This window comes from Candidatus Methylobacter favarea, assembly GCF_902806695.1.
GTDB lineage: Bacteria > Pseudomonadota > Gammaproteobacteria > Methylococcales > Methylomonadaceae > Methylobacter_B > Methylobacter_B favarea.
Genome location: NZ_CADCXN010000047.1, coordinates 1 through 20,443, shown reverse-complemented (window position 1 = coordinate 20,443; position 20,443 = coordinate 1). Strand labels below are relative to the sequence as shown.

General features: G+C 52.7%; 17 protein-coding genes. 11 read left to right on the top strand and 6 right to left on the bottom strand.

The genetic code is table 11. The features are described 5' to 3' along the window. Positions 1 to 313: 313 nt before the first annotated feature. Together HUX64_RS05035 and HUX64_RS05030 are read right to left on the bottom strand one after the other, a co-directional pair. The gene (locus tag HUX64_RS05035) at positions 314 to 517 is read right to left on the bottom strand and encodes a hypothetical protein (RefSeq protein ID WP_174625147.1); all 204 of its coding nucleotides are present in this window, start codon (positions 515 to 517) and stop codon (positions 314 to 316) included. Positions 518 to 993: 476 nt separating this feature from the next. Continuing rightward, positions 994 to 1,629 carry a YchE family NAAT transporter gene (locus tag HUX64_RS05030; protein ID WP_174625146.1) on the bottom strand — a complete coding sequence of 212 codons (636 nt, stop codon included), beginning with the start codon at positions 1,627 to 1,629 and terminating at the stop codon, positions 994 to 996. Positions 1,630 to 1,710: 81 nt separating this feature from the next. Between HUX64_RS05030 and HUX64_RS05025 the strand changes: the two genes are divergently transcribed. From HUX64_RS05025 to HUX64_RS04975, 11 genes are all read left to right on the top strand, one after another. Continuing rightward, positions 1,711 to 2,184 carry an ATP-dependent zinc protease family protein gene (locus HUX64_RS05025; RefSeq protein ID WP_174625145.1) on the top strand — a complete coding sequence of 158 codons (474 nt, stop codon included), beginning with the start codon at positions 1,711 to 1,713 and terminating at the stop codon, positions 2,182 to 2,184. A gap of 79 nt (positions 2,185 to 2,263) precedes the next feature. Beyond that, complete coding sequence (gene recB, locus HUX64_RS05020; RefSeq protein WP_174625144.1) at positions 2,264 to 5,827, top strand: exodeoxyribonuclease V subunit beta; 3,564 nt, start codon at positions 2,264 to 2,266, stop codon at positions 5,825 to 5,827. Next, positions 5,817 to 7,463, top strand: coding sequence for an exodeoxyribonuclease V subunit alpha (gene recD, locus HUX64_RS05015; protein ID WP_174625143.1), 1,647 nt, complete (start codon positions 5,817 to 5,819; stop codon positions 7,461 to 7,463). The genes recB and recD overlap by 11 nt, the downstream gene beginning before the upstream one ends. Before the next feature lie 366 nt (positions 7,464 to 7,829). Further along, positions 7,830 to 8,540 (top strand): DUF2490 domain-containing protein, encoded by a 711-nt coding sequence (locus tag HUX64_RS05010; protein ID WP_174625142.1) that lies wholly within the window; start codon positions 7,830 to 7,832, stop codon positions 8,538 to 8,540. 62 nt (positions 8,541 to 8,602) lie between these two features. Further along, positions 8,603 to 8,794 carry a hypothetical protein gene (locus HUX64_RS05005; RefSeq protein ID WP_174625141.1) on the top strand — a complete coding sequence of 64 codons (192 nt, stop codon included), beginning with the start codon at positions 8,603 to 8,605 and terminating at the stop codon, positions 8,792 to 8,794. Positions 8,795 to 8,836: 42 nt separating this feature from the next. Continuing rightward, on the top strand, positions 8,837 to 9,043 hold the full coding sequence (locus HUX64_RS05000; RefSeq protein ID WP_174625140.1) for a hypothetical protein: 207 nt from the start codon (positions 8,837 to 8,839) through the stop codon (positions 9,041 to 9,043). 17 nt (positions 9,044 to 9,060) lie between these two features. Beyond that, a complete protein-coding gene (locus tag HUX64_RS04995) occupies positions 9,061 to 10,071 on the top strand; it encodes a molybdate ABC transporter substrate-binding protein (protein ID WP_174625139.1) in 1,011 nt (336 codons plus the stop codon). A gap of 193 nt (positions 10,072 to 10,264) precedes the next feature. Further along, positions 10,265 to 11,821: a cytochrome B6 gene (locus tag HUX64_RS04990; protein WP_174625138.1), complete on the top strand. Its 1,557-nt coding sequence runs from the start codon at positions 10,265 to 10,267 to the stop codon at positions 11,819 to 11,821. Between the two features lie 42 nt (positions 11,822 to 11,863). Next, positions 11,864 to 12,661 carry an OBAP family protein gene (locus HUX64_RS04985; protein WP_217426430.1) on the top strand — a complete coding sequence of 266 codons (798 nt, stop codon included), beginning with the start codon at positions 11,864 to 11,866 and terminating at the stop codon, positions 12,659 to 12,661. A gap of 67 nt (positions 12,662 to 12,728) precedes the next feature. After that, positions 12,729 to 14,078 (top strand): MBL fold metallo-hydrolase, encoded by a 1,350-nt coding sequence (locus tag HUX64_RS04980; protein WP_217426429.1) that lies wholly within the window; start codon positions 12,729 to 12,731, stop codon positions 14,076 to 14,078. A gap of 91 nt (positions 14,079 to 14,169) precedes the next feature. Then, entirely contained in the window at positions 14,170 to 14,730 is a 561-nt protein-coding gene (locus HUX64_RS04975; protein ID WP_174625137.1) for a DsrE family protein, read from the top strand. A 295-nt stretch (positions 14,731 to 15,025) separates the two neighbouring features. On the opposite strand, the gene HUX64_RS04970 is transcribed toward HUX64_RS04975, so the two are convergent. The 4 genes from HUX64_RS04970 to HUX64_RS04955 form a co-directional block, all read right to left on the bottom strand. After that, positions 15,026 to 16,075, bottom strand: a complete 1,050-nt coding sequence (locus tag HUX64_RS04970; RefSeq protein WP_174625136.1) for an SDR family oxidoreductase — start codon at positions 16,073 to 16,075, stop codon at positions 15,026 to 15,028. 730 nt (positions 16,076 to 16,805) lie between these two features. Next, positions 16,806 to 18,536, bottom strand: a complete 1,731-nt coding sequence (locus HUX64_RS04965) for a SulP family inorganic anion transporter (protein ID WP_174625135.1) — start codon at positions 18,534 to 18,536, stop codon at positions 16,806 to 16,808. 124 nt (positions 18,537 to 18,660) lie between these two features. Next, positions 18,661 to 19,914, bottom strand: coding sequence for an NAD(P)/FAD-dependent oxidoreductase (locus HUX64_RS04960; RefSeq protein ID WP_174625134.1), 1,254 nt, complete (start codon positions 19,912 to 19,914; stop codon positions 18,661 to 18,663). 167 nt (positions 19,915 to 20,081) lie between these two features. Next, the coding region (locus HUX64_RS04955) for a rhodanese-like domain-containing protein (RefSeq protein ID WP_246246906.1) at positions 20,082 to 20,443 on the bottom strand (362 nt) is incomplete at its 5' end.

The following is a 20,443-nucleotide window of genomic DNA, read 5'->3' as shown; positions in this document are numbered from 1 at the left end:
TAGACAGCAAAGACATTGAACCGAAAGCATTGAATTTTTATTAATTCGAAAAAATTATTGCCGTATTGAAGATATTGATTAGAACCGGGAAAAATTTCTAATCAAAAAACGGAAATTTTCATTTCTTAAGGAATATATCAGTCATTAAGACAATTCCTTGGATATATTGCAGCTAAAGAATGGCGCACTGAAACTGCCGATTCCGGTATTAAAAGATTCTAAAAGCGGGCATGAATCAGGATAAACCCAAAAGAAATAATGAGGTCTTATCATGGAAAACTCCCCCCCGATGAAACTACGGGGGGGAAGTATATTAATTTCCTTCAGTTCCAGTAACGTTGCTGGTATGTCTTTTTTCTATTTTAGAAAATGTTTCATTTTGAAGTTGTTGAACAGCACCGCTTTGTAAATGCCTTGTTTCATCTTTCTTTAACAATACAACCAAAAGAATAATCGATGCGATAGCAACTCCAACAATTATCCACGTGTTATCTTTTTCTTGTGCTTCTTCAGCCATTTTAAAATCCTCTATAGTTAATAATAGTTATAAGTTTGTTTCCCCTCTCCTCAAAGGAGCAACTCAAAAAATACATCTTGTGAGCTGGTTGTCGTATTGTTTAAACAACGGGGTAATTTTTATCATGATCCAAGGGGTTGTGTCAAAACTATAAGCAAAAAAAAGATAAAAATTGCGCTAATAATAGTGAATGTTGTTGGCTATATACTTCAATGTTGGCCGGTTCAGTAAATAGGTCTACTTTAACTTACTGAAAATGTTGTCTATTTCTAAACTCGTCGGGCCCTTGCAGACAGGAGGCAAAAAGCTTTTGGTCAAGAGAAGCAGCCTGATCAATACAGGTATTTTTGCTTAATCAGGCTGTCTGCAGAGGTGACTTTTAAGTAGCTGAAAGGGAGAAGTGTTCAGGAATCCAATCTAAATCCCTTGCCATTGCTTTTACGGTACCTCTGCATTGCCCGCTTTATGCTCAATAACTAACTGGCTAACACAGGGAACAAACCTTTTAAACCGCTGGCAATAAATTCGACAGCCAGGGCGGAAAGAATCAAGCCCATCAGCCGGGTAAATATATTAATACCGGTCTGGCTTAGATGTCGGGTCAACCACGGAATACAGCGCAATGTTACCCAGAGGATAATTGCCACAGCGATAATATCAGCACTCATTATTAGGTAATGGCTGATATCGTATCCGCGATTTGCATATAAAATTACCGTGCTGATAGCTCCAGGGCCCGCCAGTAAGGGCATGGCTAGCGGAACCACGGCAATGGATTGTTTGCCTTCTCCTTCAAGTCCTTCTTCTTTCGTGTGTACGGTTTCACTGATTTTGGCTTGCAACATCGAAATCGCCATCAGCATCAGCAAAATGCCGCCGCTGACCCGGAATGAGTTAATGCTGATGCCAAAAAAAACCAGAAGCGCTTCGCCAAAAAAAAGCGCGACCAGAAGAATCGTCGTTACCGAAAGCACAACTATTCTTTCGATTGATTTAATTTCTGATGCTTTGGAGCGTGAAGTTAGGGCGACAATAATAGGCATGCTGCCTAAAGGATCAACCACAGCCAGTAAGGCAATAAAAATTTTTATATAATCGGTATATTCAAGCATAATAAATTTTTCTACAAGGACCGGAAAGCTGTTGAGATATGAAACTCTTGCCAAGAAGTTTACTGGATTAAGGCTTTAATCATGACACAATTACCACTATTAGGCTGGCGGGAATGGGTTGCCTTGCCTGAATTTGATATTAATCAGATTAAGGCTAAAATCGATACCGGCGCCCGTTCATCCGCCCTGCATGCCTTCGCCATCGATCCCTATCGAAAAGGCGGCCAGCGCTGGGTGATGTTTGCCATTCACCCCAAACAGAAACATAGCGATGGCTATATTGAATGTCATGCGCCGGTTAAGGATCGGCGTCTGGTTTCAGATTCGGGCGGGCATAAACAGCGTCGCTATGTTATAGAAACCCGGCTGATTCTGGGGGATACCAATATCAGAACCGAGATGACGCTGACTAACAGGGACAGCATGCTGTTTCGTATGTTGATAGGCCGGACGTTGATAAATACCCGCTTTATTATTGATCCCAGCGCTTCCTATTTGCAGGGGAAGCCGGCTATTTACACTCCTGACCGTTTTCAGGAAACTGCCGCCAGCTAATAGATCATTAATTCGAAGTGTAAGTCTGCAGATCCCCGGTAGAGTGTGTTTATAAGCTTAACTTAACGGCTGATTCCTGATGCCATCCAACTATTTTGATCCGCTGCAAACCGAACTGCTGAAAGGCATAAATCTGCTCGAGGCCAGCGCCGGAACGGGAAAAACCCATACCATAGCCATGCTGGTTCTGCGTTTTGTAGTCGAGCAGGATTTGGCGATAGATAAGCTGCTGATAGTTACTTTTACCAAAGCGGCAATGGAAGAACTTAAAGAGCGGGTGCGGAGCAAACTGACTGAAGCTGGAATGGCGTTGCAAGGCCATACAGCAAGGGTAGACAGCGCTATTATCGATTGGCTGGCCCATCTGGATATAGACACGCAATTGGTCAGGCACCGTTTAAAGTCGGCGCTATTGACAATAGATCAGGCTGGCATTTTTACCATACACGGTTTTTGCCAGCGCGTTTTAAGAGAGCATGCGCTGGAAAGCGGGCAGCTATTTGATATGGAATTGACCGGAGATCTGTCCCTTGTCAAGCAGGCCTGTGCCGATGATTTCTGGCGGCAGCAGGTTTATAACCGTCCGCTTCGGGAAGCGGCGGTATTAACGGCGGACTATAAAACCCCCGGGGACTTGCTGGCCAGCATTGACTGTATTGGCGCTCCCGTCAGCGTGTATCCTGATTGTAAAAGTCTGGATGAGGAATTAAAACAGCTGCAGCAACTGACAGAGTTGGCAAAAAATGCCCTGGACGATTGTGCCGGAGCTTTACTGGCCGGTTTTGCCGATCAGAAATTCAAGCCCGGCTATAGCCGCTCGTTTGATCTGCACTATTGTTCCTTAAGGAATTGGCTGCATGGCCATAGCGCACTGCCGCCGTGCGCAGAGGCCTTGGCCTTGTTGACCCTAAACGGGCTGATGGAGGCGCTGCATGGCAGCAAATTCAAAGCTGATAAAACCCGGACCTGCGAGCAGCGCAAAGCCGATTATCTGGCTGAGCTGGCGTTAACCACTGAGCCTTTCGATAGCCTGGCTAAGGCGCTTAAACACATCACGGTGGTATTTCGCAGAACTCTGCTGGAAACCTTGCGTAAGGATTTGAACAGTCGCTTGCTGCAACAGAATGCGCTGTCGTTCGATCATTTAATCAGCCGCCTGGCCGAGGCCCTGCAAGGTAAAAAAGGCGCATTGCTGACGACTGAACTGCAGCAGCGCTTTAGAGTTGCCCTGATCGATGAATTTCAGGATACCGATGAGAGCCAGTGGTTTATTTTTTCTACGCTGTTTGCAGCGCCCAGCCATTATTTATATCTGATTGGCGATCCCAAGCAGGCGATTTATAAATTTCGCGGGGCCGATATTTATTCTTATCTGGCTGCGCAAAAACAGGCTCAACATCACTTTACGCTGGGAAAAAACTGGCGTTCCCAGCCGCAACTGGTGGATGCCGTAAACAGCTTGTTTCAAAGAGAGCAGGCGTTTTTGCTCAAGGACTTGGCGTTTAAAGCAGTCAAGCCGGCTTTGACGGCTGATAATGGCGTATTGCAATCGGCAGGGCAGGCAATAGCGCCGCTGATGCTGTGGCAGCTGCCGGAAAGCCGGAGCAAAACCGGCTATTGGACAGCCGGCAAGGCAGCAGAAGCAATCAGAGCCGCTGTTATTAATGAAATAGTGAATTTACTTTCAAAGGCTTATGCCATAGAGCCTGGCAACAGAGCCCTTCAGCCTGAAGATATTGCGATTCTGGTAAGAACAAATACCCAGGCAAGAGAATATCAGCAGTTATTGCGCGCGGCAGGCGTGCCTTCCGTATTAAACAGCACCGAGTCTGTTTTTGCTTCGCAGGAGGCGGCGGATTTGTATTTTTTATTGCAGGCTGTAGCTAATCCCGCAGACAGCATATTGCTCAAACAGGCCTTGGCCTTAAACTGGTTCGGTCTGGATGGCCAGGCGCTTTGCCAGATTATCAATAACGACACGGCGCTGGATGTCTGGATGTCGCGATTTTTATCCTATTATCAGGAGTGGCGGCAAACAGGTCTTATGGCCATGATGCAGCGTTTGCTGGCGCAGGAAAAAGTCAGGCTGCACTTGTCAAAAACGCTCGCGGCTGAACGGCAGTTGACCAATTTGCATCATCTGATCGAACTGTTGCAGCAGGCTGTCGTGGATGAACGGCTGGGCATCAATAAAACGCTGAACTGGCTGCGCATAGCCATTAGCAGAGCGCATCAGGATAAAAGCAGTGCCGAAGATCAGCAACTGCGTCTTGAAAGCGATCAGAATGCAGTGAAGATAGTTACCATGCATCGCTCCAAAGGCTTGGAGTATGCGATTGTATTTTGCCCCTGTCTCTGGCAGCGCAATAGTCATTCAAGCAGCGAAAAGCTGTGGGTTACCTGTCATAAAAATGGCCGGATGATAATGGATATAGGTTCGGACGATTTTGAGGAGCATCGCGCTCTGGCTGTAAAGGAAGAATTGGCGGAAGACTTGCGGCTTGCTTATGTGGCCGTTACCCGAGCCAAATACCGGTGTTATATTGCCTGGGCCGATGTTCGTTACGAGAAGGCCGCAAACGAGTCGGCTATGGCCTGGCTGCTTGATTTTGCCGAAGCTGATTTTTCCAGACAGCAGACACTATTGCAAGCTTTCCGGGATAAAGCTGCACAAGCCTTTAATTATCAACTGCTGGAGGCGCCGGGCGTCATAAACAGACTGTATCAGATGCCGGCTGCTTCAGCAGATTTCTGCGCCAGGCGGCGGAAAAGATATTTATTTACCAGCTGGCAAATGAGCAGCTATACGGCATTATCGGCATTAAGCTTGCCTGATGCGCCGGAAATCCCCGTCGATAAGGCTGGAGAGCAGCAACAGGATGAGATCGATCAGCCGGCATCGGCAGTAATCACCGGAAAGAGGGAGATAGAGCCGCGCTGGGAGCAGTTGCCCAGAGGCAGTCATACCGGTAATGTCGTGCATGAGCTTTTGGAAAATTGCGCTTTTGCCGATCTGTCCGAACGCATGGATATTTCGAAGCAGCGCGATAAGGCTTGCCGGCGTTATGGCTTGAAGCTGGAACAGCCGGCTGTAATTGACGAGCTATTGCAGGCTGTCGTTTCAACGCCTCTGTCTGAAACAGACCACGCTTTCTGCCTGAAAAATCTGCCCGAACGCACCTGTTTAAAGGAAATGCCGTTTTATTTATCCATGCAGACTATGGACACCAGCCAGATCAATCGCATCCTGCAGAACACTCCTGTTTTTCAGCCCCTGACCGGCAAGCAGATGTGCGGTTATCTCACCGGCTTTATTGATCTGATTTGCGAATATAACGGCCGCTACTATGTCATGGACTACAAGACCAACGGACTGACCGGCTACAGCCGCGAATCCTTATTACACGCCATGCGCGAGCATAATTACGGCTTGCAGTTCTGGCTTTACACCGTAGTGCTGCACCGCTATCTGCAAATGCGCTTGCCTCGGTATGACTATGAAAGGCATTTTGGCGGCGTGCGCTATTTGTTTGTCCGCGGCATGCAGCCGGAGACGGCGATGCGCGGCGTTTATCAGGACCGGCCGGCTTTGGAGAAAATCGAGGCGATGGCGGCATTGTTTGGAGATCGGAATGCAAGTTGATGCTAACGCCTTTAGCCGCCTGGATATCGCTTTTGCCCGCTTTCTCAGCCAGAGGACAAAATTTGATGAAAACCGGAAACAGGAATTTGAACATATCGTCATGCGGGTATCGCATGAGCAAAACCAGGGTCATAGCTGCATTCAACTGGATGATAAAAGCAGGGCGCTGATGCTTGCCTCCGGCCTTGCTGCGGTGCCGGCGCAGCCGACAGGGTGTTTGCCGCTGGTGGTCGATCAGAATCGCCTGTATCTGCACCGCTACTGGTTTTATGAAAACCGTCTCGCGATGCAGATTAAGATGCTGACAAAGATAAACTTTCCTGTTGAAAACCTTGACCCGATGCTTGAGCGTTATTTTGAGGACAGGGGGGATGAAACGGACTGGCAGCGCGAGGCTGCGAAAATGGCAGTCCGGCAGGGTTTCAGTATTATTACCGGCGGGCCGGGAACCGGTAAAACGACCACCGTGGTCAAGATTCTGGCTTTATTACAGGAATTGGCGGCAGAAAAATTTTTGCATATCGCCTTGGCCGCGCCCACCGGCAAGGCCGCCATGCGTCTTCAGGAATCCATAGCCTTTAACAAGGCCGCGCTGCCGTGTCCGGAACAGGTAAAAGAACATATTCCGGCAACGGCGACTACGCTGCATCGCCTGTTAGGGGCAAAGCCGCCGTCTCCGTATTTTAACCATGATGCCGAAAAGCCGTTAATGTATGAGCTGGTTGTGATGGATGAGGCATCCATGGTCGATCTGGCCTTAATGAGCAAACTGGTCGATGCCTTAAAGCCCGGAGCGCGGTTGATTTTGCTGGGGGATAAGGATCAGCTGGCTTCAGTAGAATCCGGCGCGGCACTGGCTGATTTGACAATGGCGTTACCGGATCATACGGTTGAATTAAAAAAATCGCACCGCTTTGATGAAAACATAAAACACTTGGCCGATGCTGTGAATTGCCAACAGCACGATACGGCCTGGCAGATTTTACGAAAGCATAATAAAGATTATGCTGTACAGGAGCCGAATCTGATCGATTATGTGGCCGGACAACAAGCAGAATATCTGCAATTGATTAAAGCCCAGGCGGAATTTGATGAAATTTACCGGGCCTTCAGCCGTTTTCAGGTGTTGTGCTCCAATCGCCACGGAAAAAACAGCGTCGCCGATATTAATTACCAAGTTGAGCAGAAGCTGGCTGTGCAAAAGCTGATCAATTTGTCCGGCGCCTGGTATTCAGGCCGTCCTGTTCTGGTGACGCAAAATAACGCCGCCATGCAGCTTTATAATGGCGATATCGGCATCTGCATGCCCGATAAAGAGCAGGATGGAAAACTCATGGTGTTTTTCCAGAGCGCGGACGGCGCTGTTAAAAAATACTTGCCCACGCGCCTGCCGCATTGCGAGACTGTGTTTGCGATGACCATACATAAAAGCCAGGGCTCTGAATTTGAGGAAGTGTTAATCGCCCTTCCCGACACCGTCAATCCTGTGTTGACCAAGGAACTGCTTTACACGGCCATCACGCGGGCAAAAAAAACGCTCAAGCTGGTCGCAGATGAAGCCGTTTTTGCAGCAAGCTTGAAACAAAGGGTTCAGCGCTTTACCGGCCTGGTTGATAAGTTTTCTAATCCGGATTGAAAGTGACGGCAGCGAAAATACGGCAGGTTGTGTGTGCGAACCTCAACATTTGCCGCTTCGAAACGCCCTTGCTGCCAATCACTCCAGCCTTCTTCGAACCTCATCTTGCGGGTCTCCTGTAGCCATTCTGTCCGTATCATTCGGCGCCTCCTTAGGCACTTCGAAACCGGACAATTAATTTACTCCCGATACAAATGCTTGACGATGCGTCTGTGCTTTTATGCCGCAGCCTCGCTTTTGATTTTTATAAAGCTCCTGTCATTCCAGGCGGCTGGAGTTTTAAGCTGGGGTTAAGATACGCAGAATAAGTTCATGCCCACGAAAAGAAGATGCCGATCTACTCATTCCACCCCGGAGGACAAGCCCATGAGACATTCAACCTCAACCTCAATCGCCGGTCGCTTCAGCATTCTGGGAATGGCATTCCTGGGCTCCGTCCAGGCAGCTTCAACCGCAGAAGACTTCCAGACCTGGTCTGCCATTGAGGCGAAAGGGAGCCTCGAAGTAATCCACCCCGATTTAAAGGATTTTCGCTACTGGCTGGAAGGACAGGGGCGGTTCGGCAACGATACCTCGTCATTATCCCAGGGTATATTGCGTCCGGGTTTGGGTTATTCCCTGAATGAGCATGCGAGCATCTGGCTGGGGTATGCCTTTGTTCCGACGATAGAACCGTTTACCGACGCTTCCTACAACGAGAATCGTATCTGGCAGCAGTTCCTCTGGACCGGCAAGACTTCCTTGGGCAAGTTCACCAGCCGCAGCCGGTTCGAGGAACGCTTCACCGATCAACCGGATGTCGCCTACCGCTTCCGGCAGCTGTTGAAGCTGTCCTATCCTTTGGATTTTGCGCCGGATTTCAGGCTGGTCGGTTCGGACGAGTATTTCGTCAATGTCAATACCACGGGCATGATAGATTCCGGGTTCGATCAAAACCGGGCATTTGCCGGAATCGGCTATCATTTCGACGAAAATATCGAGATGGAAATCGGTTATATGAATCAGTATATCCGCAGGGCGGAGCGGGAGGATTTGATGAGTCATATTCTGTCCCTCAACCTCCAGCTCGATTATTGAAACGCGGCGCCGCAAAGTGCCGATGCCATTCCGGGCTCCCATTCTGTCATTGCAAAGCGGCAATGGCAGAATGGGAGCCCGGCTTCATGGTTTTGCGCGATAAGGAAGCCGGCAGCTATGTTTGTTATCGTACAGACAGCCCTGATGGCTGGGTTATTTTGAAAATAACCCTTAAAAATGAAGTAAAAGCCGTTCGTCCAGGAGCTTTAAAGGTGAGGGTGAAGGATCGAGTGGAAGGTTTGTCCAAGGCCTGATCTTCCAAGCTCGAACCGGAATTTTCGGAAAGGAGTTCGAACATGACCGCAAGCCAACCTTATGAAAAGGAGACATCCAGGATGCATCTAGAACCGGAACGCTTTCTCACGAACGCTCTCCCTTCCGCAGGCTGTCAGCAGGCAAAGTCACCGGCCGGCATGCAGCAAATACGGGCCATTAGCGGAGCTGCAGCGCTGGCTTCGTGCTTGCTCGCCGTGTCCATAGCCGCTTGCACGCCATCGCCTTGATTCCGGGTTAGAGCCTGATGGACGCACGCAACGGCATTGAAACAAAGCCCCAGCACGTCGCATGGCACTCGGCGCGGGCACGCGGGAGTATTTGGCGTCTGATTCTGACCATTCTTCTTTTGGAAGCGACCGCAATGACTCGTATCGAAGCGAAAAATTTCGATCCTCCCTGGGAAGGGGAAGATCCCTCCTCGCCGCGCAAGGGCGTTATCTTTACGGCGCCGGATGTTGATAATATGCCCGACTTCCACGGCAACCCGGTCGAGGCGCGCTTCGTTATCTTCGCGGGGGGCAATTATTTCTTCGCCCTGGGCGAACTTATCGCCGCCTTCGAGAACGAGCAGCCGGGACTCAAGGGCAAGGTATTCTACGAGACGATTCCGCCGGGCGTTGTGGCGAAGCAGCTCCAGAGCGGCAACGCAATCACCGTGGGCAACCTGACGCTGTCCGTTCGGCCCGACGTGGTTCAGGCGGGGCGGGAACAGGTCGAGGAACTAATTGCGCGGAACCTGCTGGAGGGGCCTCCGGTGAGCTTTATCGAGAACCGGCTGGCCATCATGGTCAAGGACGGCAATCCCAGGCATATCGAATCCCTCAATGACCTCGCACGACCCGGCCTCCGGCTCGCCCTTCCCAATCCAGAAACCGAGGGCATAGCCAAAAAGATCAGGATTGCGCTCCAGCAGGCGGGCGGCGAGAGACTGGCCCATGAGGTGCTGGAAAACAAGATCCAAGGCGGCGAAGCGCTTTGGACCCAGATCCATCACCGCCAGACGCCGCTGTGGATCCTGAAAGGCCAGGTCGATGCGGGCGTGACCTGGCTCAGCGAAGTTGTATTCCAGCAAAAAATCGGGCATCCCATCGGCCTGATTTCCATAGCGCCGGAATATAACCAGGACGGCATTGAGGCGGCGGCGCTGGTCAGGAGAGCGAGGCACTCCGAAACGGCGAAGGCCTGGCTTCGGTTCCTGCGCTCCGACATCGCCCGCCGCATTATCGAGAGCTATGGCATGGCGGCTCCTCGTTAAGGGGAGTAATTAAATTCGTAAGTCCTGAAAGGAATAGAGGCTGATTGCGCGTCGATGAAGGAAAGCAGGAAAATGGCGAGACTCGGGGCAGGGTTCTGCTCCATGACATCGGGCGATGCCGGTTCCTGTAAGAGGTCAACGATCTGGTGTTGGCCGGATAAACCATAACTATAACAGAAATAAGGAGACGAACATGACACTGAACCCATTATCGGCTACACCCGCCGCGGCGCTGGCATTGCTTGGAGTGTTTTTGGGCAGTGGCAGCTTCACGCTCGCCCTGGCTCAGGATGAGCCCCCAACGAGGACGCGCGCTGATGCTGTGGCTGATGCGCAAACCCCGCAGTCAGTTCCTATAGAGCGGCCCGAGCAGAGGAAAACCCTGCATGATCGCTCTAACCTCTTCGATGTACGCGAAGCCAAACCTTCATCGCCGGTCTTTGAAGATCAACCGAAGCAAGGCAAAATCTCGGGCTTTGATTTCTATAGGGATCCGCTGAACGCTGACAAGCCTTTCCAGGAGCCGGCCGCTATCATGGAAAAGGAGATCGCTAATAAACCTGCGGTGATGTCGGCTCAGCGCGAGTTGCTGGAGCGACGCTATAACCTCAAGCCGAAATTTGACCCGGAGGTCAAAATGTCGCGCGGCAAACCCGTGCTTGTAGGGCCTACTGTCAAACTGGCCGACGACACGAGCTGGGATGAGCTTGCTTCGCTCACGCCTGAACAGATCAAAGATCGCGGCATTTTCCCTTACCCTTCACTGCCGCATCCGTTGCAGTCTAATGGCGGTCAGGTTTTCCCCAAAATGCAGATCAAGATGTTTCCCAGGCTCGAGCGTTTTGATGTGGACTTCGACCTGCCAGAGGAATTCCTGCCTGAGTTTCCGCCGGCCATTTTCCTGCAGAACCGCCCCGAGCTCGGCGATGTCTCTCGTGGCGAAGTCGTCTCAATCAATAACTTCTACAAATTGTTCAAGGATATCCTGACGCCAGTTCAGCTCAATGGCTTGCAGTTTCTGTTGACACCTCTGCCGCAGGAGGAATTCAACCCGACCGATGATCGCAAAAGCCGCGAGGCAAGTCTCGGAGTGGCCTGTTTTGACTGCCATGTCAACGGCCATACCACCGGGCAGTTTCATCTCAATCCTGACGACCGGCCGGAGGAGCGGCGTTTCCGGCTCGATACCACCAGCCTCAGGGGAATGTTCAACCAGCAGATCCACGGTTCCAAGCGGAGCCTGCGCTCAGTCGAGGACTTCACTGAATTCGAGTTCCGCACCGCCTATTTTAACGGCGATCCGATACATGCCATGAAAAAAGGCTTCCCCGTTCTGGACCGCATCCATGTGAGCCACATGGCGCAGTTGCAGAACATGCTCGACTTCCCCCCTGCGCCCAAGCTTAATCCCATAACCAAACGCCTTGACCCAGCCAAGGCGACCGAGAGTGAGCTGCGCGGCGAACAGGTGTTCTTCGGCAAGGGCCAGTGCAGCAGCTGCCATATCCCGCCGACTTATCTTGATCAGCAGATGCACGATCTGCATCTTGAGCGTTTTTTGAAGAACGAGCCCGGCGACGGCCCGATCAAGACCTTTACCTTGCGCGGCATCAAGGATAGTCCGCCTTATCTGCATGATGGCCGGGCGCTTACGCTTGAAGATACGGTGGAATTTTTCAATCTTGTCCTGGAATTGAAACTGAATGCCCGGGAAAAGCAGGATCTGGTCGCTTTTATGCGCCAGTTATAACGGACAGCAAAAACCAATTTATTTAACGAAAGGAGAAAAACTATGCCGCCTATTGTTCAGCCTGTATTTCGAGCACTTAAGCCCCTAGCTTTTATTTCTGCCGGCCTAATGGCGGCCGCCTGCACGCCATCCGTTCAATCGCCCTTGCAGCCGCAAGGCGTGGAGAAGAGCGCCAAAACCCGGGTGCTCGAGGCGGGCGCGACGATGCTGCAGACGGATTCGCCCCTGGAACCGATGAATATCTATCTGGACGGCTTTCATGCCGCCAAGGATAATCCTGCTCACCAGATGGAAGCCCACCATTTCTGCCGCCAGGTTAATGAAGATTTTGCCCAGTGCGCGCTGTTCGACGGCAACACCCGCGAAGCCAACCTGATCGGTATTGAATATATTATTTCCGAAAAGCTCTTTGAATCCTTGCCGGGGAAGGAGAAAAAATACTGGCATCCGCATAATTTTGAAATCCTCTCCGGGGAACTCATCGCTCCTGCCATCCCTGCCGCCGCCGAACACGAGCTCATGAGCGGCAAGATGAACAGCTACGGCAAGACCTGGCATGTCTGGAATTCCGATCCTTATGGAAGAAAGGGCGACCAGATGCCGCTTGGCGAGCCGATGCTGGAGTGGTCGTTCAACCGCGACGGCGAGGAACTGCCGGGCCTATTAGAGCAGCGCGACCAGCGGATGGGCATCAGTACCGAAGAGAAGCGCCGGAGCCGGCAGGATCTGGCGCCTCTGGCCAAGCCGCAGAACGGGGTGGATGCACTCAAGGGCAAGTTCCCAAGGCCCCCGACGCCCATTCCCGGCGTTGTGGATAAAAAAGCCGCGGGCCCGCGCTAGCGTGGAAAAAGGAGCCTTACCATATTCTTCCAACGCATCAAGACGCCGGGCATCGCCCATAATGCCTATGTCATCGACCCGCGGGCGCGATGTCGATGAGTACCTCCGGCTCGCCGGCACGCAGAAACTCACCATTACCTATGTCATAGAGACCCACCGGCAGGAGGATTTCGTGCTGGGCTCCTCCGAGCTCGCCCGCATCACGGGTGCGAGGATCGTCAACGGCGCCCATGAAGGCTTCGGCCACGGCGACATCCGGCTGAAGGACAGGGAAGAACTCTCGTTCGGAGGCTTGCGGCTGCGCGCGCTTCACACGCCGGGCCATACCCCCGAGAGCCTGTGCTACGCGCTGTACATTCCCGATTCGCCCGAGCGCGCTTGGGGCGTCTTTACCGGGGATGCCCTATTCATCGGCGAGACCGGCCGCACCGATCTTCCGGATCCCGGCAAGACCGGCGAGAACGCGGGGCGTCTTTACGACGCCGTGCATGAAAAGCTGCTGCCCCTCGGCGATCAGGCGCTGCTCTATCCCGCGCACGGTTCCGGCACCGTCTGTGGCGGCAACGTGGCGGATCGGGACGAATCCACGCTCGGGCTTGAGCGCCTTTACAATCCGGTGTTCACGAAGACGCGCGAAGAATTCATGGCCGCGAAAGTCAAAGAGCGCCTGCCGCGGCCGCCCTACTTCGCGGTCATGGAAAAACTGAACTCGGCCGGCAGCATTGCGCTCGCCAGGCGGCCCGAGGAGATCACGGTATTGCAGCCCGAGGCGTTCTCGCGCGAAATGGGCCGCGGCATCGTTATCGATACGCGAAGCCCGGAAGCGTTCTCAGGAGGCCATATTCCGAACGCCTTAAGCATCTGGGCAACGGGACTGCCCGTCTTCGGGGGGTGGGTTGCAGGCCCGGATACCCCGGTGTATCTGCTGTTGGAGAGCCCGGGCGCACTCGACGAGGCAGTGCTCGCCCTCGCCCGCATTGGCGTGGACGGCGTCCAAGGCATTCTCGCGGGAGGCTTCGAGGCCTGGCGCGATGCGGGCCTTCCTATTGAAACGTCCGGCACTATCGCGCCCCGCGAGCTCGAGGCCCGGCTCGATCAGTTCCGCGTTATTGACGTCCGCGAAGACAGCGAGCTGGAGGAAGGCCATATCCCGAATGCGGCTCACCTTTACGTGGGTTATCTCGACCGGCATCTCGGCAGAATCACGCCTCCGCTGGATAAGTCCCGGCCCATCGCCGTGACCTGCAGTGTCGGCCACCGCGCGAGCCTCGCCGTAAGCCTCCTGCAGCGCCAGGGCTTTCCGCGGGTCGAAAATCTTCTCGGCGGCATGACCGCGTGGTCGGCGCTCGCGCTTTCCAGGGAGACGACGCCGGATTACCCGGTGACCACGACGGACGTGGAAGGTCCGCGCCAATGAGGCCGTTCATAGCGCGAAGGCTTTCCGCGAGAGAGCTTCGCGGGCGAGGATGTTTGGTAAAACGTTAAAGTTAAATAAACCAGGGGGTCTGATGAGATTATCTTACGGTGTCGGTATTCTGACGTTGGCGTTGTCCGGCTGCGCCCAACCCGCACTCTCCGCGGTCCAGGAACGGGACGCCTGGCAGTATCCGGCGATTCCGGCCTACGGGAAAGTCCGGTCCTATCCCAACGCCGCGGCGCGGCCAGTGCCCGACCGCGACTACCGTGTGCTGTTCGACATCACCAAGGCGGCGGGTACGCCGGACAAGGTCAATCCGGGGCTCGACCATGTGGCGCGCCTTCTTAATCTTTTCGCCCTGTCCGGGGTTCCCGCCGAAAGCCTGAAGATCGCGCTGGTGATTCACGGGCCGGCGACGCCCATCGTGCTCGCCGACGAGCGGTACCGGAAACTCCACGGGAGCGACAATCCCAACACCGAACTCATCGGGCTGCTCAAACGCGCCGGCGTTACCCTGTATATCTGCGGCCAGGCGCTGGCGGAAAAGGGCTTCGATCCCGCCGGGGTTAATCCGGCGATTACGCTCGCGCTCTCGGCCCTGACAGTGCTGCCCATTTACCAATTGGACGGCTACGCCCTGATTCCGGACTAGAACGGCACAGGGAGAGGCTTGGAATGTGGTTTCACCGGCCGCGATTTGAGAAGACATAAGGCGAGGGTGAAACAGGTGCAAGCTTACAGTATTCGCCGCCCTCCCTTTAGCGATTGACGGCGATGAGCCAAACCGGGCAAATGCGTTTTACCCGTTCCGGGACCAGGATGATCCTGCCTCGCCCCGAAAGCGCATCAGCATGCTCATCGCAATCCGGTGCGCTTGTTGTCCTGAGCCAAGCATGCCTGTTCCCTGTGCACAGGCGCTTGAAAAGGCTTGAGCTGATAAAAACAGGTTATTTCAGGGTTGCCGCCAGGCGCTTTGCCGGTTTAGCCCGCGCGAACGGATAGGTTTCTCTGGCGTACCAGGCGGCCAGCGCAGCGCCGCCGACCATCATCAGGGCGCCTGTCAGAAAAGGGTGAAGCTTGGCTTGCTGGTAGACGCTAGTCTCAAGCACGACGCGCTCGCCGGCTCCGCGCTGTTGCAGTTGGGAATGGGTTTCGTACAAACTGTCAGGCCGCAGCGCCGCTGCCTTCTTACCCGAATTCTGTCTGGAGTCAAGCAGTGATTCATTCATCTTCTCATAAAGACGCGGCATAGTGCGTGCCATGGCCGAATTAAGTTTCGCCATTTCGCCGACAAAGAATTCTCGCTGCGCCTGTTCAGCGCAGTAGAGGATGGCTTCGGCGACAAGCTCCGGTGCGTAAACCGGGGTCGGCAGTTTCGGCTCATAGGGCAGATAGTTTTTTGCATGCTCTGGAAACGGGGTATGAATGGCGGTGGGCTTGATCAGCGTCACGGCGACCGGCACGCCGTCGCCTTCAAGCTCCATGCGTAAACTGTCCGTGAACCCCTTGACAGCCTGTTTCGAGGCGGTATAGGCGCCTTGCAGCGGAATCGGCGCATCCGAGGCTTCGCTGCCCATATTGATGAGGGCTCCGCCCTTGCCGCGCAGATGATCGACGGCGATTCTGGAGCCATTGACCACGCCCCAAAAATTGGTTTCGAACAGGCGGCGAAAGTCTTCCTCGGGTACTTCCATTATCCGCCCGTAAACAGAAACGCCTGCGTTATTGACCCAAGTGTCAAAGCCTCCCCATGCGGCGATGGTTTTATCGGCGGCCGCCTGAAGAGCTGGTTTATCGGCCACATCGGCTATCGTATAAAGGGCTTGTCCGCCGCTCGCGTTTATTTCGTCCGCCAAGGACTGCAAAGCGTTTTCGTTGCGGGCTACCAGCATAACCCTGGCGCCCTGAAGCGCCGCCATGCGCGCTGTCGTCAGGCCGATGCCCGAGGTGACGCCTGTAATCACAAGAGTTTGTTCTGCTAAAGGTTTTAAATTCATTTTTGCCTCCTGTCTGCTTCTTCGGATTAAAGCCGCTCTATGCCGGACAAATATCAACCGGTCGGAAATGCTGCTCGAAACTGGAATAATAAAAGAAGCTTTTTCAAGCTCTCGTAGGGCCTACGTTCAGGTACTATGAAAAATACAATGAACCGCAGACGCGAATGCTTCCGTACGGTATCTAACGCATAGTTAAAAAACTGGCTCGAGAGGACAGGGTCCCTGCTAATTGCCGGTATAGCAGGAGCTTAAGTCTTTAACCTATATTTTCCAGGCTTACGCTTGCACCTATTCGCCAGTCTGCCGAGCATGCGCTTGGTCCGGAAGAAAAGCCGGAAAATGGCAAGGCGCCCGCTTATTCCCCCTGCCATAACAACGCTAATCGGGCTGCCGCTAGCCGGCTGGGCGTTCTGAACCAGTGGCTTCATTATTTTTCCTGATGATGCAAATGTGAAAATTAATCTGTAGCGCGAGCGATGAATATCCTCTATGTAACAGTAGCTTAAAAGGCTGCGCCTGATGAATTGAAAGAAGCGGGGAAAGCAATCGATAAGAATTTACCAGGCCTTTCATCGATTATTTGCAGGAAAGCGGAAGTCCAGAATGTGGTATTAATGAACATAAACTCATCATACGGCATGCCAAGCCGACGAGGCAGCGAAAGAGCAGAGTGTCAAATGATTTATAAATCCTTAGCGTGCAATTTTTTCAGGTTACGCCTTTTTCTTTTTCATCCCAGCTCTCTAATCGCATCCTCGGTGCGAAAAAATACTTTGCCGGGCGCTAGGTGATTGAGGAAATCGGTTTTTTTCAGTTTGTCGAGCACCGGCCCTTTGGCTTCCGACAGATGCAGGGTAATGCGGGCGGACTGCAGGGCACGATTAAGCTCTTCCAGTACTTCCAGCGCCGTGGTATCGATATCGCTGACGGAGGTAAAGATAAGAATGATATGTTTAACAGCCGGTTGACGCAGCAGTTGGGCTTCAATGAACTCTTCAATATAATTAATATTGGCAAACGTGATGCTTTCATCAATCCGCAGCAGGAGCAGATGGTTCCAGGTTTGCACGGCATGCCGTTTGATATTCCGGTAATGCTCGGTATCGGGTATGCGGCCGACTACGGCAATATGCGGCTGGCTGGTTTTTCGTAAATGGCTGAGAATGGTCAGCACAATACCCAGCATAATGCCTTCCTCGATACCCACCGCCAGAACCGCCAGCAAGGTGATGATTTCAGCGATGCCATCGCCGCGATCATAACGCCAGGTATGAACAATATTGTCCAGCCGCACCAGCGGTATGATGGCGACCAGAATAATGGCCGCCAGCGCTGCTTTCGGGATGGTTTCAAACCAGGAACTAAAGAAGATAACGATCAGGGCAAGCAAACCGGCCGCGATCAGCATAGCCATTTGCGTGCGCGCGCCGGCGTAAAAATTGACCATGGTACGGCTAAATCCCCCTGCAACCGGCATGCCGCCCGATACGGCAGCCGCCATATTCGCCAGGCCCAGCGCAATCAGTTCCTGATTCGGAGCGATTTTTTCGCCTCTAAAATGGGCAGTCACCTTGGCAATGGCAATGCTTTCCACATAGGCAATCAGGGCAATGAACAGCGCATAGGGCAACAACAGCCGCCACTTTTCAGCATTCGTGAAAAAATCCAGGCTAAAGCCGGCAAAGCCGGAGGGAATATGGCCCACAACAGCCACGCCATGCAGCTCTGCCAGCTTAAAATAACGGACGGCGAAGGCGGCAAGAATAACCGACAGCAAAGGTCCGGCTTTGCTGACGGCAGTCACTGATGCAGATTGCCAGCCTGCTTTTTTAAGAAAAGCGGGGAGGGGCTTGCCAAAAACCATCAGCAGGCTCAAGGTCATAAGTCCAATGGATAACCCGGCGGTATTAAAGGTCTGAAGATATTCGCCATAACATTCAAAATTCATTCCGCAAGCTGCTTTTTTCAAGCCTGCCAGGTGAGGCAGCTGGCTGAAGATAATCAGAATGGCTGCGCCGCTGGTAAAGCCCGTAAGGACAGGATGGCTGATAAAATTGACAAGTCCGCCCATGCGCAGAACCGCCATCAGCAGCATGACCGCGCCGCTTTCCGCCGACAGAATCAGAGCGCTTTGCACGGCGTTGCCCAAACCGCTAACTGCCGGCGTGGACAAGGCGGCGGCAATCATGATGGCCGCGATTGAAACCGGTCCGACGGATAAGGTTCGGCTGGTGCCGAGCACAGCGTAAAGCATCGGCGGCAGAATGCTGGCGTACAAACCCATCTGCGGCGGCAAGCCCGCCAGCAGGGCATAGGCAATGCCCTGGGGCACCAGTAAAATGGCGGTAATAACGCCGGCAAACAGGTCATCGTTAAGAGTCTGACGACTATAGGTTTTTAGCCAACCGGCAGGAGGAAATAACGAAGTTAACCACAACGCGTGGTCATGCGAATTAGCCATGTCAGTTAGTTTCAAGTAAAGGAAATCGCCGGCCTTACAGTCAAGGGCGTGCGAAATAGTGATTTACCTGACCTTTAACATCACTCAGGGCGCGCTAGTGCTTGTCCTGAGTGACGGATGCGGATCAGTTATCGGTCATGAATTTTTTCGCGTAGCTTTCCTTATGCGGAATATCAATGCGATAGCCTTTGAGCATGATGTGCCAGTACAGCCACGGAAAGCCCGTGGTTTTGCCCCACCACCAGATATAGCGGTTTTCGCGCGGATCCAGAAACGGGAAAGAGGGCGTGACTTTGCCGTCATAAGCAAACTCAGCCAGCATGACCGTATTCAATGACGTAGTTAACGGACAGGAGCCATAACCGTCATAACCTTCTGCCAACTGTTGGCTGTTTATCAGGCCAAGTATATTATCGACTACTACCGGAACCTGCTTGCGCACGGCTGCGGCGGTTTTGGCATTCGGCGTCGAACCGGCATCGCCCAGGCCAAAAACATTGGGATATTTAGTGTGCTGCAGGGTTTTGGGATGCACGTCCACCCAGCCGGCGGCATTCGCCAGGGGGCTTTTTTTAATAAAATCCGGCGCGCTTTGCGGCGGAGTCACATGAATCATGTCAAACTGCCTGACCACTTGCTGTTTATTGCCGTCGCTGTCCGTGGTTTCAAAGGTGGCAGTCTTGGCGGGGCCGTCGATAGCCACCAGATTATGGTTAAAGGACGTTTTAATCCCGTAGTGGGTCACGACTTTCATCAGGGCTTTCGCGAAAAAAGGCACGCCGAACATGCCTGGGCCGGCATTTAGAAACTCAATCGTAAATTTGTCGAGAATGCCTTTTTTGCGGAAGCGGTCGGCGGCCAGATACATGATTTTCTGCGGCGCGCCGGCGCATTTGATTGGCATTGGCGGCTGCGTGAACAGCGCTGTGCCGGATTCGATATTTCTGATACATTCCCAGGTATACTCGGCCGTATCGGGCGAGTAGTTGCTGCAGACATTATTTTGGCCCAGGGTTTCTTTCAAGCCGGCAATTTTATCCCAATCCAGTTGCAGGCCTGGGCAGACAACCAGGTAATCATAGCCAATCGTATCGCCGGAGCGTAGCGTGACGGTATTATCCTCAGGCTGAAAGGTTTCGGCGAAGTCTTTTATCCAGGTAACGCTGGGATGAATTAAATCGGCCTCATTGCGCAGGGTCTGCTTTAAGGTATATTCGCCGCCGCCGACAATAGTAAATCCCGGCTGGTAATAATGCTTTTCAGAAGGTTCAATAATGGCGATATTGATATCGGGATTCTGACGGCGCATGTTATTGGCGATGGAAACGCCGGCCGCTCCGCCGCCGACAATCAATAGAGTATGGTGTTGATTTGACATAATTCTCCTCATTTTATTGTTATTGTTGTGTATTGGTCACGGCACGCCGCATTAAACAAACACATTTATAGTTATAGGTTGATATCGGGTAAAGCTATTGACGATTGACTATCTCTCAACTGTTTACTTTTGACTTAAAAGGCGTGTTAAGTCAACTTATCTTTGAACTATGACTTCTGGTTAAATGCCTGTTGCCATGCTTCAAACCCGCCTGCCATAGACAGGACATTGTTATAGCCTAATTGCTGCAAGGTTTGCGCGGCCAAGGCTGAACGGCCGCCGGTGCGGCAATATGCCAAAACCGTTTTGGATTTATCGGCCAGTTCGGGAATGCCGCCCACTTTAAATTCCAGTACCCCGCGCGGCAACGGAACGGCATTATCAATATGTCCATTGGCGTATTCGCTTTCTTCGCGGACATCAACAACAACGATATTGCCTTCCTCCAGCAGTTGCCTGGCTGTAGCGGCATTGACTTCGGTAATGTGCTGTTTGGCTTCGGCTACCAGGTCTTGAACGCTGAGTTCAT

Bases quoted from the DNA above. Each gene is read 5' to 3' on its own strand.
- HUX64_RS04965 (WP_174625135.1), bottom strand. From the start codon at position 18,536: ATGGCTAATTCGCATGACCACGCGTTGTGGTTAACTTCGTTATTTCCT.
- recD (WP_174625143.1), top strand. From the start codon at position 5,817: ATGCAAGTTGATGCTAACGCCTTTAGCCGCCTGGATATCGCTTTTGCC.
- HUX64_RS05005 (WP_174625141.1), top strand. From the start codon at position 8,603: ATGGCAGAATGGGAGCCCGGCTTCATGGTTTTGCGCGATAAGGAAGCC.
- HUX64_RS05010 (WP_174625142.1), top strand. From the start codon at position 7,830: ATGAGACATTCAACCTCAACCTCAATCGCCGGTCGCTTCAGCATTCTG.
- HUX64_RS05035 (WP_174625147.1), bottom strand. From the start codon at position 517: ATGGCTGAAGAAGCACAAGAAAAAGATAACACGTGGATAATTGTTGGA.
- HUX64_RS05000 (WP_174625140.1), top strand. From the start codon at position 8,837: ATGACCGCAAGCCAACCTTATGAAAAGGAGACATCCAGGATGCATCTA.
- HUX64_RS04970 (WP_174625136.1), bottom strand. From the start codon at position 16,075: ATGAATTTAAAACCTTTAGCAGAACAAACTCTTGTGATTACAGGCGTC.
- recB (WP_174625144.1), top strand. From the start codon at position 2,264: ATGCCATCCAACTATTTTGATCCGCTGCAAACCGAACTGCTGAAAGGC.
- HUX64_RS04975 (WP_174625137.1), top strand. From the start codon at position 14,170: ATGAGATTATCTTACGGTGTCGGTATTCTGACGTTGGCGTTGTCCGGC.
- HUX64_RS04990 (WP_174625138.1), top strand. From the start codon at position 10,265: ATGACACTGAACCCATTATCGGCTACACCCGCCGCGGCGCTGGCATTG.
- HUX64_RS05030 (WP_174625146.1), bottom strand. From the start codon at position 1,629: ATGCTTGAATATACCGATTATATAAAAATTTTTATTGCCTTACTGGCT.
- HUX64_RS05025 (WP_174625145.1), top strand. From the start codon at position 1,711: ATGACACAATTACCACTATTAGGCTGGCGGGAATGGGTTGCCTTGCCT.
- HUX64_RS04995 (WP_174625139.1), top strand. From the start codon at position 9,061: ATGGACGCACGCAACGGCATTGAAACAAAGCCCCAGCACGTCGCATGG.
- HUX64_RS04980 (WP_217426429.1), top strand. From the start codon at position 12,729: ATGTCATCGACCCGCGGGCGCGATGTCGATGAGTACCTCCGGCTCGCC.
- HUX64_RS04960 (WP_174625134.1), bottom strand. From the start codon at position 19,914: ATGTCAAATCAACACCATACTCTATTGATTGTCGGCGGCGGAGCGGCC.
- HUX64_RS04985 (WP_217426430.1), top strand. From the start codon at position 11,864: ATGCCGCCTATTGTTCAGCCTGTATTTCGAGCACTTAAGCCCCTAGCT.